This is a genomic window from Streptomyces sp. NPDC021225, assembly GCF_044332865.1.
Taxonomy (GTDB): Bacteria; Actinomycetota; Actinomycetes; order Streptomycetales; family Streptomycetaceae; genus Streptomyces.
The window spans coordinates 302,764-318,136 of sequence record NZ_JBIRPV010000001.1 but is presented as its reverse complement, the minus strand read 5'-3'; the positions used below and the strand labels follow the sequence as shown (position 1 = coordinate 318,136).

At 71.0% G+C, this 15,373-nt stretch carries 14 protein-coding genes; 9 read left to right on the top strand and 5 right to left on the bottom strand.

All coding sequences use genetic code 11. The features are described from left to right. The first annotated feature begins 297 nt into the window (after positions 1 to 297). Positions 298 to 1,278: an ABC transporter ATP-binding protein gene (locus tag ACH4S9_RS01500; protein ID WP_311730472.1), complete on the top strand. Its 981-nt coding sequence runs from the start codon at positions 298 to 300 to the stop codon at positions 1,276 to 1,278. After that, a complete protein-coding gene (locus ACH4S9_RS01495; protein ID WP_311730447.1) occupies positions 1,278 to 2,003 on the top strand; it encodes an ABC transporter permease in 726 nt (241 codons plus the stop codon). Before ACH4S9_RS01500 ends, ACH4S9_RS01495 begins: the two co-directional genes overlap by 1 nt. 36 nt (positions 2,004 to 2,039) lie before the next feature. Here ACH4S9_RS01495 and ACH4S9_RS01490 read toward each other — a convergent pair whose 3' ends face one another. After that, entirely contained in the window at positions 2,040 to 3,311 is a 1,272-nt protein-coding gene (locus ACH4S9_RS01490) for a M6 family metalloprotease domain-containing protein (RefSeq protein ID WP_398369101.1), read from the bottom strand. Positions 3,312 to 3,623: 312 nt separating this feature from the next. Here ACH4S9_RS01490 and ACH4S9_RS01485 point away from each other — a divergent pair, with 312 nt between their 5' ends. Continuing rightward, positions 3,624 to 5,534 (top strand): putative bifunctional diguanylate cyclase/phosphodiesterase, encoded by a 1,911-nt coding sequence (locus ACH4S9_RS01485; RefSeq protein WP_385347133.1) that lies wholly within the window; start codon positions 3,624 to 3,626, stop codon positions 5,532 to 5,534. A gap of 58 nt (positions 5,535 to 5,592) precedes the next feature. Here the strand turns inward: ACH4S9_RS01485 and ACH4S9_RS01480 are convergent, their stop codons facing one another. The 3 genes from ACH4S9_RS01480 to ACH4S9_RS01470 all read right to left on the bottom strand — a co-directional run bounded on the left by ACH4S9_RS01480 (position 5,593) and on the right by ACH4S9_RS01470 (position 8,783). Further along, positions 5,593 to 6,642, bottom strand: coding sequence for an LLM class flavin-dependent oxidoreductase (locus ACH4S9_RS01480; RefSeq protein ID WP_398370479.1), 1,050 nt, complete (start codon positions 6,640 to 6,642; stop codon positions 5,593 to 5,595). Between the two features lie 279 nt (positions 6,643 to 6,921). After that, positions 6,922 to 7,716: a decarboxylase gene (locus ACH4S9_RS01475; protein ID WP_398369099.1), complete on the bottom strand. Its 795-nt coding sequence runs from the start codon at positions 7,714 to 7,716 to the stop codon at positions 6,922 to 6,924. An 83-nt stretch (positions 7,717 to 7,799) separates the two neighbouring features. Continuing rightward, positions 7,800 to 8,783 carry a decarboxylase gene (locus tag ACH4S9_RS01470; RefSeq protein WP_311730450.1) on the bottom strand — a complete coding sequence of 328 codons (984 nt, stop codon included), beginning with the start codon at positions 8,781 to 8,783 and terminating at the stop codon, positions 7,800 to 7,802. 233 nt (positions 8,784 to 9,016) lie between these two features. Between ACH4S9_RS01470 and ACH4S9_RS01465 the strand changes: the two genes are divergently transcribed. Next, positions 9,017 to 9,964, top strand: coding sequence for a D-2-hydroxyacid dehydrogenase (locus ACH4S9_RS01465; RefSeq protein ID WP_385347136.1), 948 nt, complete (start codon positions 9,017 to 9,019; stop codon positions 9,962 to 9,964). Positions 9,965 to 9,977: 13 nt separating this feature from the next. Then, the gene (locus ACH4S9_RS01460; protein ID WP_398369096.1) at positions 9,978 to 11,399 is read left to right on the top strand and encodes an amidase; all 1,422 of its coding nucleotides are present in this window, start codon (positions 9,978 to 9,980) and stop codon (positions 11,397 to 11,399) included. A gap of 80 nt (positions 11,400 to 11,479) precedes the next feature. Here ACH4S9_RS01460 and ACH4S9_RS01455 read toward each other — a convergent pair whose 3' ends face one another. Next, positions 11,480 to 11,980 (bottom strand): DUF3830 family protein, encoded by a 501-nt coding sequence (locus ACH4S9_RS01455; protein ID WP_311730453.1) that lies wholly within the window; start codon positions 11,978 to 11,980, stop codon positions 11,480 to 11,482. Between the two features lie 117 nt (positions 11,981 to 12,097). On the opposite strand from ACH4S9_RS01455, the gene ehuB reads away from it, so the two are divergent. From ehuB to ehuA, 4 genes are read left to right on the top strand one after another with little or no spacing between them, the layout of a single operon-like run. Then, the gene (ehuB, locus tag ACH4S9_RS01450) at positions 12,098 to 13,012 is read left to right on the top strand and encodes an ectoine/hydroxyectoine ABC transporter substrate-binding protein EhuB (protein ID WP_398369094.1); all 915 of its coding nucleotides are present in this window, start codon (positions 12,098 to 12,100) and stop codon (positions 13,010 to 13,012) included. Beyond that, entirely contained in the window at positions 13,009 to 13,761 is a 753-nt protein-coding gene (ehuC, locus tag ACH4S9_RS01445) for an ectoine/hydroxyectoine ABC transporter permease subunit EhuC (protein ID WP_398369092.1), read from the top strand. The genes ehuB and ehuC overlap by 4 nt, the downstream gene beginning before the upstream one ends. Further along, the gene (gene ehuD / locus ACH4S9_RS01440; RefSeq protein WP_311730456.1) at positions 13,758 to 14,408 is read left to right on the top strand and encodes an ectoine/hydroxyectoine ABC transporter permease subunit EhuD; all 651 of its coding nucleotides are present in this window, start codon (positions 13,758 to 13,760) and stop codon (positions 14,406 to 14,408) included. Before ehuC ends, ehuD begins: the two co-directional genes overlap by 4 nt. A gap of 22 nt (positions 14,409 to 14,430) precedes the next feature. Continuing rightward, positions 14,431 to 15,201: an ectoine/hydroxyectoine ABC transporter ATP-binding protein EhuA gene (gene ehuA, locus ACH4S9_RS01435; RefSeq protein WP_311730475.1), complete on the top strand. Its 771-nt coding sequence runs from the start codon at positions 14,431 to 14,433 to the stop codon at positions 15,199 to 15,201. Positions 15,202 to 15,373: the final 172 nt, after the last annotated feature.

Below are 15,373 nucleotides of genomic sequence, written 5' to 3'. Positions count from 1 at the left end.
AACTCCCCAGCGCCGCACGGGACCACCGGCCCGACACCGCCCCGCCGCCTCGGCGTAGGGGGCATCGAGGTGTCGAGGCAGCGGGGCGGCGGCTCGCAGGGAGTCTCGGGGTGGCGGCTCGAAGCCTGCTCGAGCCTGGGCAGGTGATAGGACAACAGGTCATAGGACAAGCGGAGAAGCTGAGCAGATCACCCCTCCGGTCATGACATTTGTCCTGTGAGACTGCGGACTGACGACACTGCCGCGGGCACGGTGGCGTTCCGTAGCGTCTCTTTCATGACGAGCACGAGCACAGCGATGACAGCGGCGGACACGCCCGTGGTGGAGTTCGCCGGGGTGGCGAAGCACTACGGCGCGGTGCGCGCGGTGAAGGGCATCGACCTGACCATCCGGCGCGGCGAGTCGATCGCCCTGCTGGGCCGCAATGGCGCGGGCAAGTCCACCTCGATCGGGATACTGCTCGGCCTGCTGCCGCCGAGCGAGGGCCGGGTGCGGCTGTTCGGCGGCGCTCCGGAGGCGGCGGTCCGCTCGGGGCGGATCGGGGCGATGCTTCAGGAGGGTGCGCTGATCACCCGGGTGACCGTCCGTGAGCTGGTCGCCTTTGTGGCCGGCACCTACCCGAGGCCGCTGCCCGTGGCCGAGACGCTGGAGCTGGCGGGGCTGACCCACCTCGCGGAGCGGCGCGCGGACCGGCTCTCCGGCGGGCAGGCGCAGCGGCTGCGGTTCGCGCTCGCCATGGCGGGCGGCCCGGAGCTGGTGGTGCTCGACGAGCCGACGGCGGCGCTTGACGTCAGCGCCCGCCGGGAGTTCTGGGCGGCGATGCGCGGCTACGCGGCCCGGGGGAACACGGTCCTGTTCTCCACCCACTATCTGGAGGAGGCCGATGAGAACGCCGACCGGATCGTGGTGATCGACAAGGGCCGCAAGGTGGCGGACGGCACCGGTGAGGAGATCAAGCGGACGGTGGGCGGCAATGTGGTCGCCTTCGACCTGGGGGACCGCTCCTCCGAGGGGCTGGAGCAGCTGCCGGGGGTGACGAGCGTCGAGATCCGGCGCAGCCGGGCGTATCTGCGCAGCGCCGATTCGGACGCGACGGTACTGGCGCTCGCCGAGCGCGGTGATGTGCGGAATCTGGAGGTTCGGGTGTCCCGGCTGGAGGACGCCTTCGTCGCGCTCACCACCGGCGCGGACGACACGGACGGCGCGGACGGCGCGGTCAGCGCAGACGACATGGACGGCCGGGACGGCCACGAGGACCGAGAGGAGGCGATGGTCTGATGCTGACATCCATCGCGCTGGAGCTGCGCAGGTCGACCCGGGACCTCGCGTTCCTGATCTTCGGGGTCGCCCTGCCTGTGGTGATGTATCTGCTGTTCACCAACGTCGGCGGTGGGGACGGCGACCGGGACGCCTCGAACACCGCGTCGATGATCGGGATGGCGGCGTACGGCGCGCTCGGCGCGGCCCTGGCGAACGGCACGGGGGTGGCGGAGGACCGGGGGCGCGGCTGGCTGCGCCAGCTGCGGATCACCCCACTGACACCCCTCCAGGTGGTGGGGGCGCGGGCGGTGACCGGCTCGCTGGTGGTGCTGCCGTCGATCGTGGCGGTGCTGACGGCCGGTTTCCTGGTCAACGGGGTGCGGATGCCGGTCCTGCGGGCGCTCGCCCTGGTGGTGGTGTTGTGGCTGGGCACGCTGCCGTTCACGCTGCTGGGCCTCGGCAACGGCTATCGGCTGTCCGCCCAGAGCACGGGGATGGTCAACATGGCGGCCAGCATGGGGCTGTCCATCATCGGCGGGCTGTGGATTCCGCTGAGCGCCTTCCCGCACTGGTTCGGCTCGATCGCCGAGTGGACACCCACCAACCGCTTCGCGCAGCTGGGGTGGGATGTGTCCGAGGGCGCGCTGCCGGCGCTCGGAGCGGTGGTGGTCCTGGCGGGATGGTTCGCGGCGTTCGGCGCCTACGCGGCGTCCGCGTACCGGAAGAGTACGCACACCAGGTGAGGCGGTGTGTCTCCCGCTCTCGCGGCTCGCGTCGGCTCAGGTCGGCCGCGTCTCGCGGTCGACCTCGACGGTCCAGCCGCCATCCGTGGTGCGACCGGTGACGGTCACGCGCACATGGTCCCGCCGCGTGGACAGGGTCTCGCCGACGCCCAGGGTGGCGTCGGCGAGCTCGGGGTAGACCGACTCGTTCCAGCACGCTCCGGTGCCGGGGTGTCCGTCCAGCACCTCGATCGGGCCTTCGCCCGAGGCGGCGTCATTGCGCACGCGGTAGACCAGCACCCCCTCGGTGCAGGTGTCCTCGTCGTTGCCGTACGAGCCGCGTGCCTCGATGGCCAGCGCGGTGGTGGGGCCGGTGCGCACCACGAGGAGGCGGGTGCGGCTGTCGGCGGCCGGGCCGCCGGGCGCCATGGGCGCGCCGAGGGGTTCGAGGGTGTGCAGGGTCGCGCCGGGGGCGCGCACACACTGCACCTGGCGCGGGCGCAGCCATCCGAGCTTCCACTTGTGCCACCCGAAGGGGTCGGGCGCCAGCCCGAACTGGCTGCCCATCAGGTCCCAGTCCCCGACATAGGTGTCCCAGTCGCCTTCGCCGTCGTCGTTCTTCGGCCGGTGGTAGAGGTCGGGGAGATCGAAGACATGGCCGGTCTCATGGGCCAGCACATTCCGGTCCGGCGGGTGGTTCTCGAAGACGGTGACGAGCCGGCGCAGCTCGACACCGTCCGCGCGCAGCGGCTGCTCGAAGTTGACCACTTTTGTTGCATCGGCGTCCACGCCCGGGGCGTCGGGATCGGCCACCAGATAGACCACGTCATAGCGGGCGAAGTTGATGGAGGGGTCGGCGGCGGCGATGGCGTCGCGCAGATACGCGGCCCGCCGCCCGGGGTTCCAGTCGCGCTTTATGGCGTAGGAGGTGGACGCCTCGGGCATCGTGATCCACCGCTTCGCGAGGTGCACCCGCAGCCTGAACTGCCCGTATGACGCCCGCCGGAAGAAGTCGGTGGTCGCGGGGATGTGGTCGGCGGCCAGCCGGCGGGGGGTCACCTTGGGTGTGGCGTCGGGGAAGGCGAGGAAGACCATGGCCGCGTGGACCGTGCGCGCGGGGCGGGGGTAGCTGGTGTTCCAGGTGTCCAGGCCCTCGGAGTGGTGGGCGCCGGTGCGCTCGAGGGTGCACGGGCCGCCCGCGCCGGCGGCGATGGCGGGGCCCGACACCACGGTGGTCGCGATCACGGCGCTCAGCGAGGTGAGCATGGCCCCGGCGCGGCGCAACCGAGGCGGGCACCCCACCCCCGCGGGCAGCTGAGGACGCCCCATGTCGACCTCCCGGACAGAGTCGGACCACCCCATCCACCCTCAGGCGGATTCGCGCGGTACGCCCTGTTCGGCTGGCCCGGTCGAGTGAATCGGCCTCGATGCGGGTACGTAACAGACGGTCACAGTCGGTCGTGAGGTCAGTTGGTCCGTGCAGAGTCGAACAGATTTGACCAAACAGTTGTTCAAGTCTTCGTTGGTCGCGGTCGCATTGTTGGAACTGTCGGAGCACGAGCCTCTATGATCGGCACATTTCCAGCGGGGACTCCCTATTCGGGCGGGCATTCACGGCCCGTCCGGCACCCGGTGTGAGACATGCACAAGATGTGTACGACAGACCTGTACGAGACGAGCGCCACGCGGGAGCGAGCGGTGAGCGGATCCCCTGACGGCCAGGGCCGCGCGCCCGGCGCGACTCTGCCGACGATCACGGAACGTAACGCGGTACCCAGCGATGAGCGAGCCACACCGGCCAAGGCCGCACCGGCCGGATCCACACCGCCCGGGAGCACAGCGCCCGGCCCCGCGCCGAGCGACTACCGGGCCGCGTTCAACGCGGCGCGGCTCCCCATGGCCGTCATCGACCGCGAGGGCGTGGTGCTCGACGCCAACCCCGCGCTCGGTTCGCTGCTGGGCGCCGAGCCGTCCCGGCTGATCGCGCGCAGCGCCGCCGACCTGGCGGATCTGCGCGAGGATCCGCGCACCTGGAGCGAGTACCGCGATGTGCTGCTCGGCCGCCGCTCGCGGCTGTGCTGCACCCGTCGGCTGAAACACCCCGACGGCCATGCCCTGTGGGCCGAGATCACCGTGGAGCCGGTGCCGGACAGTTGCAGCATGCTGCTGTCGATGGCCGACATCAGCGACCGGCGCGACCTCCAGGGGCGGCTGCGCCACCTTCAGATGCACGACCCGGTGACCCGGCTGCCCAACCGCAACCTCTTCTTCGAGCGGCTGTCCTCCGCCCTGGAGGCCGCCGCGTACGACCGGGGCGGCACCGGGCGGATCGGGCTCTGCTACCTCGACCTCGACGGCTTCAAGGCCATCAACGACACGCTCGGCCACCGGGTCGGGGACCGGCTCCTCGGCGCGGTCGCCCAGCGGCTCACCGAGTGTGCCGCGCCCGGCGGCCACCTGGTGGCGCGGCTCGGCGGCGACGAGTTCGCCCTGCTGGTGCGGGACTCCACCGGCACGGAGCAGCTGTGCGAGCTGGCCAGGTCCGTGCTGGCCGCGCTCCAGCGGCCGTTCGACGTGGCCGGGCAGCGGCTGTCGGTGTCGGCCAGCATCGGCGTGGTGGAGCGGCCCGCCGCCGGGACACACACCACCTGGCTGATGCAGGCCGCGGACACCACGCTGTACTGGGCCAAGGAGGACGGCAAGGCGCGCTGGACGCTCTTCGACCCGGAGCGCAACGCACACCGGATGACCAGACAGGCGCTGTCCAGCACGCTTCGTCCGGCGGTCGAGCGGGAGGAGTTCGTGCTCGACTACCAGCCGCTGGTGGGGCTGGTCGACGGTGTGGTGAAGGGTGTGGAGGCGCTGGTGCGGTGGGAGCATCCACGATTCGGCAGGCTGTCGCCGAATCGGTTCATCTCACTCGCGGAGGAGAACGGCGCGATCGTTCCGCTGGGGCGGTGGGTGCTACGGACGGCCTGCCGGCAGGCCCGCGCCTGGCAGTTGGCCCACCCCCACAACCCGCTGATCGTGAGCGTCAATGTGGCGGTCCGTCAGGTCTGGGACTCGGACCTGGTGGCGGACGTGGCCGCGATCCTCGCCGAGACGGGACTGCCGCCGCATCTGCTCGAGTTGGAGCTGACCGAGTCCGCGGTGATGGGGTCGGCGGGGCGGCCGTTGCAGGCGCTGCTGCGGCTCAGCGAGATGGGCGTGGCCATCGCCATCGACGACTTCGGCACGGGCTACTCCAACCTCGCCTACCTCAGCCGACTCCCGGTTTCCACGCTGAAGCTCGACGGGTCGTTCGTCCAGGGGTTCCGGGCGGAGGAACACCCGAACCCGGCCGATGAAACGATCGTCCAGGCGCTCGTCGAGCTCGCGCACCGGCTCGGCCTGACGGTGACCGCCGAGTGTGTGGAAAGCGCCGAGCAGGCGGAGCGGCTGGCGCGGATCGGCTGCGACACCGGGCAGGGCTGGTTCTACTCCCGCCCGGTGCCGCCGGAACAGATCTCCGCCATGATCGGCGGCCATCCGGCGGCCACGGGCGCGCCGTAACGGGCGGGGCCGGGCCCGGCCCGGCCCGGCGGTCCCGGCCCGGTGGGGCCCGTACAGGTCAGGCTGCCGCCGTCGGCAGATCGTAGGCGTCGGCGATCAGCTCGTACGAGCGCAGCTTGGCCTCGGGGCCATGGGCCGTGGTGGTTATCTTGATCTCGTCCACACCGGTCCTCTTGATCAGCCCGTCGAGTCCGTCGCGCACCGCCTCCGGGGTGCCGTACACCACGTTCGTCAGCCAGCTGTTGACGAAGTCCTCCTCGATGACATTGAACTCATAGGCCTCCGCCTCCTCCGGGGTGGGCACAAGGCCCGGCCGCCCGGTGCGCAGCCGCACCATCGACAGCGCGCCGGTGAGGACCTGGCGGCGCGCCTCCTTCTCGTCCTCGGCCGCGAACGCCGAGACCCCGATCGAGGCATACGGCCGGTCGAGGACCGCGGACGGCCGGAAGGACTCGCGGTAGAGGTCGAGCGCGGGGATGGTGTTCGCGGCGGAGAAGTGGTGGGCGAAGGAGAACGGCAGGCCGAGCGCCCCGGCGAGCCGGGCGCTGAAGCCGCTGGACCCCAGCAGCCACACCGAGGGCCGGTCGGCGGACTGCACCCCGCCGGGCACCGTGCCCTGCACCGGCCCGGGGACCGCGTGGATGCGCGCGTAGCGGTGGCCGTCCGGGAAGTCGTCGTCGAGGAATCGGAGCAGTTCGGCGAGGAGCTGCGGGAAGTCGTCGGCGCCCTCGTGCAGCCGGTCGGTGCGGCGCAGCGCGGCGGCCGTGGCCCCGTCGGTCCCGGGCGCCCGTCCCAGGCCCAGGTCCACCCGCCCCGGCGCCAGGGCCTCCAGCGTCCCGAACTGCTCGGCGATGACCAGCGGCGCGTGGTTGGGCAGCATGACCCCGCCGGAGCCGAGCCGGATCCGCTCCGTGTGCGCGGCCAGATGGGCCAGGATCACCGCCGGGGAGGAGCTGGCGACCCCGGGCATGGAGTGGTGCTCGGCCACCCAGAACCGGTGGAAGCCCCGCCGCTCGGCGAGCCTGGCGAGCTCGACGCTGCTCCGCAGCGCCTGCGTGGCGGTCAGCCCGCTGCCGACGGTCGCCAGGTCCAGCACCGACAGCGGGATGGGCGCACTGCCCCGGGGAGCGGCGTGGACGCCGTGATCCCCCGCCCCGCCCTGCTCATGCCGGGCGTCACGCCCGGCCTGGTCGGTCTGCCCGCCCTGTTCGCCGTGGAGCCGGTTCTGCTCGCTCTGCCGGTCCTGCCCGTCCTGCCGGTCCTGCCCGTCCTGCTGGTCGGCCACGGTGGCCCGCCTCCCTGGTCGCTCTGTCCGCGTTGCTCTGCGTGCGTCACACCGCACCGGACACAGCCAACCGGAGAATGGCTCCGCTTTATTCCCACGGCTTCATTTCCTCTCCTCCCCCGTGACTCCCGCGGGGCGGAAGAGCGCCCCGAGCCGGTCAGAGGACACCTCCCGGCCGAGCAGCCGCAGCCCCTCCCAGACCGTGACCTGGTTCGCCGTGAGCACCGGCTTGCCCAGCGCCTCCTCCAGATCGGGTATCCAGGCGGCGGTGTGCAGGGCGGTGTCCGGCAGCAGCACCGCCTGGGCGTCGGGGTGATCGCCCGCGTGGGCCAGGTGCAGCACCTCTTCCCGGCCCCAGGTGCCGACCTCGGCCGCGGTGATGATGCCGCTGCCGCGCATCGCCACGACCTCCGCCCCCGCCTCCTTGAGGAAGGCCCTGAAGTGATCCGCGACATCCGCCGGATAGGTCGCGGCGATCGCGACCCGCTCGGCGCCCAGCGCCCGCACGGCATGCGCGAAGGCGAAGGAGGTGCTGGAGGCGGGCAGGCCCGCCGTCTCCGACAGCTCGCGCACCTGCTCATGCGCGCCGTCCCAGCCGAAGACGAAGCTGGCGCTCGTGCAGGCCCAGACCACGGCCCGGGCGCCGCGCGCCTTCAGCTCCCCCACCCCGGCGGCGAGGCGCGCGGCCGCCCCCATCTCCAGCAGGGCGTCCACACGATGGGCGTCCTCGCCGATGTCGGTATGGACGAGAGGGAGCCGGACCCCGGCGCCCAGGATGGCTTCGAGCCGCGGATACTCGTCCTCCGCGGAATATCCCGGATACAGAAAGCCCACCGCATCGCCCGCCGGGCCGCTCGCCGCCCCGTCCACAGCTGCGTCCATCACCGGATCCACCATGGCTGCCTCCCTCCGGCGGCCCCCGCGAGCGCCGCCCCGTCGCCTGTCACTTCTCATACACCGCGGCCGCCCATCGCGTTCCCTCACATCGCCGGCGGAGCACCTCCCGACTCGTCCAGGTACGGGCCGTCCCCCGTCCCGGAGCCGAACGCCGGATCCAGCCCCTCGCCCGGATCACCGTCCGGCCCCTGCGGCGGCCCGGCCAGCGCCGCCTCGGGCTCCGGCAGGGGCAGGGACGGAGCGGGGTCGACCAGCGGCACGGAAGGGATCACCACGGGCTCCACCGGCCCGACGAAGTGATCCATCCCCGCCATACCGGCCGGGCCGCGCCGCGCCGCCGGGTCCAGCAGGGCCTGATACGGCCCCACCGCCCGCTCGCCGATCGCCCGCAGCGCCGCCCACATCGTGACCTGGTTCGCCGACAGGACGGGCATCCGCAGCTCGGCCTCCAGCTGCGGGATCACGTCGTACGTGGGGAGGTTGGTGCAGCTGATGAAGAGCGCGTCGGCCGCGCCGACCACCGCCTGCCGCGCCATGTCGACCACATCGCGGTACGGCACCTTCCAGATGTGCCTGGTCAGCCCGAGGTACGCCCGCCCGGTCACGGTGATCCCGGCCTCGCCCAGATACTCCTCCAGGGAGTCGGTCACCGACTTCGTATAGGGCGTCACCACGGCGATGCGCCGCGCGCCGATCTCCCGCAGCGCGCCGAGCAGCGCACCCGACGTGGTGAGCGACGGCATCTCGCCCGCCTGCGTCATCGCCGCGCACATCGCGCGCTCACCGGCCACGCCGCCGACGAAGCTGCCCGACGTGCAGGCGTACGCCACCACCTCGGGCGCGATCGCGCACAGGGCGCGCACCGCCTCGTGCAGGGTCTCGTGCTCGCTGACGAGCCGCGCCAGATCGAGACTCACCTCGACCGGAACGAACGGAGTGCGGGTCAGATGCAAGGAGACCTGGTCGGGCACCCAGCGCCACAGCTCACGGTCGAGAGCGAAATCGAATGGTGCTACGACACCCACACCGCGCTGCGGCTGTGGGCCACCCAGAAAGGAGACGTCCATATCGAGCCCCAATACACAACGGAGGGCTGGACCATTGGCCAGAGGGAATGAGCCGGCCTGAATGCCGGGACGTCGGGACAGATGCCGGAACGATGCCGTTATTGACGACGGTAGTTTCCGCTGCCTAGCGTGGTCAATCCTTGCTTCCGAGGCGGCTTCCCGATCATCCCGAACGTCCACGACAGCCAACTCAACAGCCAAGCGCACCTACGTTTCGAAACGGTTTCCCGCCCATGACCGAAAGCACTCTGGTCGTCTTCGGAGACGACCCTCCAGTCCGTCTCGACCGGCTGGCCGGCCGGGCCAGGATCCTCGTGTGCGACGAGTCCTCGCTGCCCGAACTGCTGCCCGCCGCCGACGCCCTGCTCGTCTGGGACTTCGCCTCCGACGCGGTACGCGCCGCCTGGCCCGGCGGCGGACCCCGGCCGCGCTGGGTCCACACCGCGAGCGCGGGCGTGGAGCGGCTGATGTGCCCCGAACTGACCGCGTCGGACACGGTGGTGACCAACGCCCGCGGCGTCTTCGAGCAGCCGATCGCCGAGTATGTCGCGGGGCTCGTCATCGCCATGGCCAAGGACTTCCACGGCAGTTGGGAGCTTCAGCGGCAGCGCCGCTGGCGCCATCGCGAGACGGTGCGGCTGGCCGGGTCCCGGGCGGTCGTCGTCGGCGCCGGCCCGATCGGGCGGGCCATCGGCCGTACGCTGGGCGCGCTCGGCATCGCGGTCGACCTGGTGGGGCGTACGGCGCGCGAGGGGGTGCGCGGCGGCGACGAGCTGAACGGCCTGCTGCCGGAGGCCGATTGGGTGGTGTGCGCGGCGCCGCTGACCGACGGCACGCGCGGCATGTTCGGGCGGGAGGCCTTCGCCCGGATGAAGCCGGGCGCCCTGTTCGTCAACGTGGGGCGCGGGCCGCTGGTCGTGACGGACGACCTGGTGGCGGCGCTGACCGCGCGGCGGATCGGCGGCGCGGCGCTGGATGTGTTCGAGCATGAGCCGCTGGCCGCCGACGACCCGCTGTGGGATGTGCCGGGGCTGTTCGTCTCGCCCCATATGAGCGGCGACACGGTCGGCTGGCGGGACCAGCTGGCCGAGCAGTTCCAGGACAACTACGACCGCTGGGCCGCGGGCGAGCCGCTGCTCAACGTCATCGACAAGCGCCTGGGGTACGTACCGGTCGACTGAAAGGAGACGGTGGATGACCGACATCCACGATCTGACAGCTGTTCAACTCCTCGAACGGTACGCCTCGGGCCAACTCTCCCCCGTCGAGGCGACCCGCGCCGCGCTGGGGCGGATCGAGCAGATCCAGCCGGAGGTCAACGCGTTCAGCCGGGTCGACGCGGAGGCCGCGCTGCGGCAGGCCGAGGAGTCGGCCGAGCGGTGGCGGCGCGGCGAACCGGCCGGTCTGGTGGACGGGGTGCCGGTGTCGGTCAAGGACATCCTGCTCCAGCGCGGCGGCCCCACGCTGCGCGGCTCGCTGACCGTCGAGGCCGAGGGCCGGGCCTGGGACGAGGACGCGCCCTCGGTGGCCCGGCTGCGCGAGCACGGCGCGGTGTTCCTGGGGAAGACGACGACCCCCGAGTTCGGCTGGAAGGGCGTCACGGACAGCCCGGTGTACGGGGTGACCGGCAATCCGTACGACCCGCGCCGCACCGCGGGCGGCTCCAGTGGGGGCAGCGCGGCCGCGGTGGCGCTGGGCGCGGGTCCGCTGAGTCTGGGGACGGACGGCGGCGGTTCGGTGCGCATTCCGGCCTCCTTCTGCGGCGTCTTCGCGTTGAAACCCACCTATGGGAGGGTCCCGCTGTATCCGGCGAGCGCGTTCGGGACGCTCGCTCATGTGGGCCCGATGACGCGGGACGCGGCCGACGCGGCCCTTCTGATGGATGTGATCTCCGGCCCGGACTGGCGCGACTGGTCCCAGCTCGCGCCCCCGGAAGGCAGCTTCCAAGAGGCCATCACGGCGGGGAGGGGCGGCGTGGACGGGTTGCGGGTCGCCTACAGCCCGGCGCTCGGCGGCTCGGCGGCGGTGGACCCGGAGGTGGCGGCGGCGGTGCGGCGGGCGGTGGATCTGCTGGCCGGGCTGGGTGCGTCCGTGGAGGAGATCGACCCGGGCATCGAGGACCCGGTCGAGGCGTTCCACACGCTGTGGTTCAGCGGCGCGGCGCGGGTGGTGCAGCCGCTGGGGCAGGACAAGTGGGAGCTGCTGGACCCGGGGCTGCGCGAGATCTGCGCCCAGGGCGCCTCGTACAGCGCGCTGGACTATCTCGCCGCCGTCGATGTGCGCATGGCGCTCGGACACGCCATGGGGCGGTTCCACTCCGCGTACGACCTGCTGGTCACCCCGACGCTGCCGATCACCGCCTTCGAGGCGGGGGTCGAGGTGCCGAAGGGTTCGGGCCACTCCCGGTGGACCGGCTGGACGCCCTTCACCTACCCCTTCAACATGACCCAGCAGCCCGCGGCGAGCGTGCCCTGCGGCCTCTCCGCCGAGGGGCTGCCGATCGGGGTGCAGCTGGTTGGCGCCCGCCACGCGGACGCGCTGGTGCTGCGGGCGGCGCACGCGCTGTACGAGGCAGGCCTGGCGGACGGCGTCAGGCCGCCGGCCCAGGCCGCCTGACGGACGGGGACAACCCGGCCCCGTACGGACCGTCCCGTCCCATCCGGGCCGCACAGCCCGGATGGGACGGAACCGCCCGCCTACGCCCGGCGGAAGCTCAGCGTCTCCCCCAGGGCGCCGGCCCGCCACAGGTCCTGGCAGGCGTCGGCCATCTCGTCCAGCCCGTCGACGACCGCGCCCCAGACGATGCCAGGCACCCACCCGGCGTCGCCGTTGATCAGCAGGTTGTTGCGTTCGTAGAAGAGGGCGAGGTCGACGACCCGCTGCTGCCCCTGGTGCTTGGCCTGCCGCTCATAGCCGTAGGAGGCGGTGCCCAGCTGGGTGTCGGTGAAGCTGAAGTAGCACAGGTCGCCGGGGATGGGGGTGATGGTCGGGTTCTCCAGGGGTGGCTCCTCGGGGGCGAAGGGGGGCAGCAGCGCGTAGATCTCGTTGCGCGCGTACTTCGCGTGGTAGACGTCGCCTCCCAGGGGCAGCGCGTTCCACACCGCCTCGCAGGTGATGGGCGCGCGGTCGTCGAGGAGTTTCGCCGTGCAACTCACGCCCCTCTTGGCGAGCGATACCTCGATAAACCGGTCAGCCATGACATTCCTCCCGCTCGTTTGCGGACCTGTTGCCGAGTGCGCCTACCCAGCCCGACCAAGCGTCAAGGGCTGAAAACGATCTGCATATTTCGCGTGCGGTCGGGTAGCCGCGCGCCCATGGCTCCACCACGACGGACACACAAGGACAACAGCGGAAGACGGCTGGACCGCCGCGCGCTTCTGGCGGGCGGAGCGGCCATAGGTCTGCTGGGCGCCACGGCCTGTAGCCGGGTGTCCAGCGCCGAAGCCAAGGATGGGGGAAACCTGCTGACGCGCCTGCGGTCGCAGGGGACGGTACGTCTGGGCATCGCGGGTGAGATCCCGTTCGGATACATCGACAAGAACGGAGACTTCACCGGCGAGGCGCCGGAAATCGCGAAAGTGATCTTCAAACGGCTGGGGGTGGCACATGTCCAGCCGGTCCCGACCGAGTTCGCCTCGCTGATACCCGGGCTGCGCTCGCAGCAATTCGACGTGGTCTCCGCCGGCATGTACATCAATCCGGATCGCTGTCAGCAGGTGATCTTCTCGGATCCCGACTATCGCGTCCGTGACTCGTTCATCGTGCGCAAGGGCAACCCCAAGAACCTCCACACCTACGAGGACATCGTCAAGTCGGGCGCGAAGCTCGCCAGCGGCTCCGCGTACGCCCAGATCGGCTACGCGGTCAACGCCGGGGTGAAGGAGGGCGACATCATGGTCCTCCCCGACCAGCTGGCCGGGCTGCTGGCGGTCGAGCAGGGCCGCGCCGACGCCTTCGCGGGCACGGCGGTGACGGTACGCAACGTGGTCCGGCAGAGCGGGGGCCGCCGGGTCGAAGCGACCGAGCCGTTCCAGGCGCTGCTCGACGGAAAGCCGGACATCGGCGCGGGCGGCTTCGCCTTCCGCCCCGAGGAGACCGACCTCCGGGACGCCTTCAACGTCGAGCTGCACAAGATGAAGAAGAGCGGCGAACTCCTGCGCATCGTCGGGCCGTTCGGCTTCACCAAGGCCGAGATGACGGATCTGACCGCCAAGGAGCTGTGCCGATGACAGCCGGACTGTGGGAGAAATGGCTCCTTCCGGGGATCTGGATCACCATCCAGCTCACCCTCTACAGCGCGCTCTTCGCCACCGTCGTCGCCTTCGGGGTCGGCATCGCCCGTACCTCCAGACTGTGGATCGTCCGCTTCCTCACGGGCTTCTACGTCGAGATCTTCCGCGGCACCTCGGCCCTGGTGCTGATGTTCTGGCTGTTCTTCGTGATGCCGCTGGGGTTCCAGTTCCAGCTGCTGCCGATGTGGGCGGCGGTGCTCGCCCTGGGCCTGACGTACGGCGCGTACGGCTCCGAGATCGTGCGCGGCGCGATCGCCGCCGTGTCCCCCGCGCAGCGCGAGGCGGCGCTCGCGCTCAGCTTCACGCCCGCGCAGCGGATGCGGCGGGTGATCCTGCCGCAGGCGATCCCCGAGATGATCCCGCCGTTCAACAACCTGCTGATCGAGCTGCTGAAGGCGACGGCGCTGGTCTCCGCGGTGAGCGTCGCGGACATCACCTTCGCCGCCCAGCTCTCGCGGCTGGCGACCGGTGACAGCCTGGAGATCTACTCGATCATCCTCGTCCTCTACTTCGTCCTGGCCTTCGTCCTCACCCGGCTGATGCGGCTGCTGGAGCGGCGCGCCAAGGCGGGCATCGGGCAGGCGCCGGAGCGGCGCGGCAAGGGCCCGATGATGACCAGGAAGCTGTCCGCCTCCAAGGAGACCGAGCAGCCCGCCAACCTGATCGCGGCGGGAGGTGCCAAGTGAACTGGGACTGGGATGTCGCCAAGGACTTCCTCCCCGAGCTGGGCGACGGACTGCTGATCACCCTGGAGGCCACCGCCCTCGGCTCGGTGCTGTCCTTCGCCCTGGGGCTGGTGTGGGCGCTGGCCTTCCGTTCCCCGACGCGCTGGGTGCGCTGGCCGGTGGCCGCGGTGGTGGAGTTCGTCCGCAACACCCCACTGCTGGTCCAGCTGTTCTTCTTCTACTACGTGCTGCCGACCTGGGACATCAAGTTCTCCGCCCTGACCACCGGCGTGATCGCGCTCGGCCTGCACTACTCGACGTACACCGCCGAGGTGTACCGGGCCGGCATCGACGGAGTGCCCAAGGGCCAGTGGGAGGCGTGCACCGCGCTCAGCCTCTCGCGCGGCCGCACCTGGGTCGCGGTGATCCTGCCGCAGGCGATCCGCCGCGTGGTGCCCGCCCTCGGCAACTACGTGATCGCGATGCTGAAGGACTCGCCGATGCTCGCGCTCATCGGGGTCGTCGACATGCTCCAGAAGGCACGGGCGCACGGCGCCACGTCCTTCGAGTACATCGAGCCCTACACGATGGTCGGCATCGCCTTCATCCTCATCGCCTATCCGGCATCCCTTCTCATGCGAGCCCTGGAGCGTCGCCTTGGCCACTGAAACCGAGCACAAGAACCCTGCCGTGGACGGCAGCGAACTGATCCGGTTCGACCGGGTGACCAAGCGCTTCGGCGACAACACGGTCCTCGACGACCTCGACTTCTCGGTGTCCTCCGGGAAGCATGTGACCCTCATCGGCCCGTCCGGGTCCGGCAAGACCACGATCCTGCGGCTGCTGATGACGCTGATCAAACCGGACCAGGGCAAGATCCAGGTCGACGGCGACTGTCTCACGCATGAGTACCGCGGCGGAAAGATGGTCGAGGCGAGCGAGAAGCACACCCGCGAGGTGCGCAAAAAGATCGGCATGGTCTTCCAGCAGTTCAACCTCTTCCCGAACATGCGGGTGCTGCGGAACATCACCGAGGCCCCGGTGCATGTGCTCGGCCTGAGCAAGGACGAGGCCGAGGAGCGGGCGCGCGAGCTGCTGGACCTGGTCGGGCTCGGCGACAAGTGCGACGCGTATCCGACCCAGCTGTCCGGCGGGCAGCAGCAGCGGGTCGCGATCGCGCGGGCGCTGGCGATGCGGCCGCAGGTGATGCTGCTGGACGAGGTGACCTCGGCGCTGGATCCGGAGCTGGTGGCCGGGGTGCTGGACGTGCTGCGTGACATAGCTCACACCACGGACATCACGATGCTGTGCGTCACCCACGAGATGAACTTCGCCCGGGACATCTCGGACGAGGTGTTGATGTTCGACTCGGGCCGGGTGATCGAGGCCGGGCCGCCGGAGAAGATCTTCACGGAGCCGGAACACGAGCGTACCCGCGAGTTTCTGAGCGCGGTGCTGTAGCGGCGGACGGCGCGGTGGTCGGCGGGAGCCCCGTCGGCCACCACTCGCAGGACATGCCTGTGGCATATGCCAGGGTGGCGCGCCGCTGCTGAGCGGCCCGCCACTCGCCATCAATATGCCCAACACCCGCGCCGAATAGCCCGCTTGGCGGCTATCGTGGTACGCAGCCGCG

Coding starts and splice junctions, on each gene's coding strand:
- ACH4S9_RS01500 (WP_311730472.1), top strand. CDS start 298: ATGACAGCGGCGGACACGCCCGTGGTGGAGTTCGCCGGGGTGGCGAAG.
- ACH4S9_RS01485 (WP_385347133.1), top strand. CDS start 3,624: ATGCACAAGATGTGTACGACAGACCTGTACGAGACGAGCGCCACGCGG.
- ehuC (WP_398369092.1), top strand. CDS start 13,009: ATGACAGCCGGACTGTGGGAGAAATGGCTCCTTCCGGGGATCTGGATC.
- ACH4S9_RS01465 (WP_385347136.1), top strand. CDS start 9,017: ATGACCGAAAGCACTCTGGTCGTCTTCGGAGACGACCCTCCAGTCCGT.
- ACH4S9_RS01495 (WP_311730447.1), top strand. CDS start 1,278: ATGCTGACATCCATCGCGCTGGAGCTGCGCAGGTCGACCCGGGACCTC.
- ACH4S9_RS01470 (WP_311730450.1), bottom strand. CDS start 8,783: ATGGACGTCTCCTTTCTGGGTGGCCCACAGCCGCAGCGCGGTGTGGGT.
- ACH4S9_RS01455 (WP_311730453.1), bottom strand. CDS start 11,980: ATGGCTGACCGGTTTATCGAGGTATCGCTCGCCAAGAGGGGCGTGAGT.
- ACH4S9_RS01460 (WP_398369096.1), top strand. CDS start 9,978: ATGACCGACATCCACGATCTGACAGCTGTTCAACTCCTCGAACGGTAC.
- ACH4S9_RS01490 (WP_398369101.1), bottom strand. CDS start 3,311: ATGGGGCGTCCTCAGCTGCCCGCGGGGGTGGGGTGCCCGCCTCGGTTG.
- ACH4S9_RS01475 (WP_398369099.1), bottom strand. CDS start 7,716: ATGGTGGATCCGGTGATGGACGCAGCTGTGGACGGGGCGGCGAGCGGC.
- ehuB (WP_398369094.1), top strand. CDS start 12,098: ATGGCTCCACCACGACGGACACACAAGGACAACAGCGGAAGACGGCTG.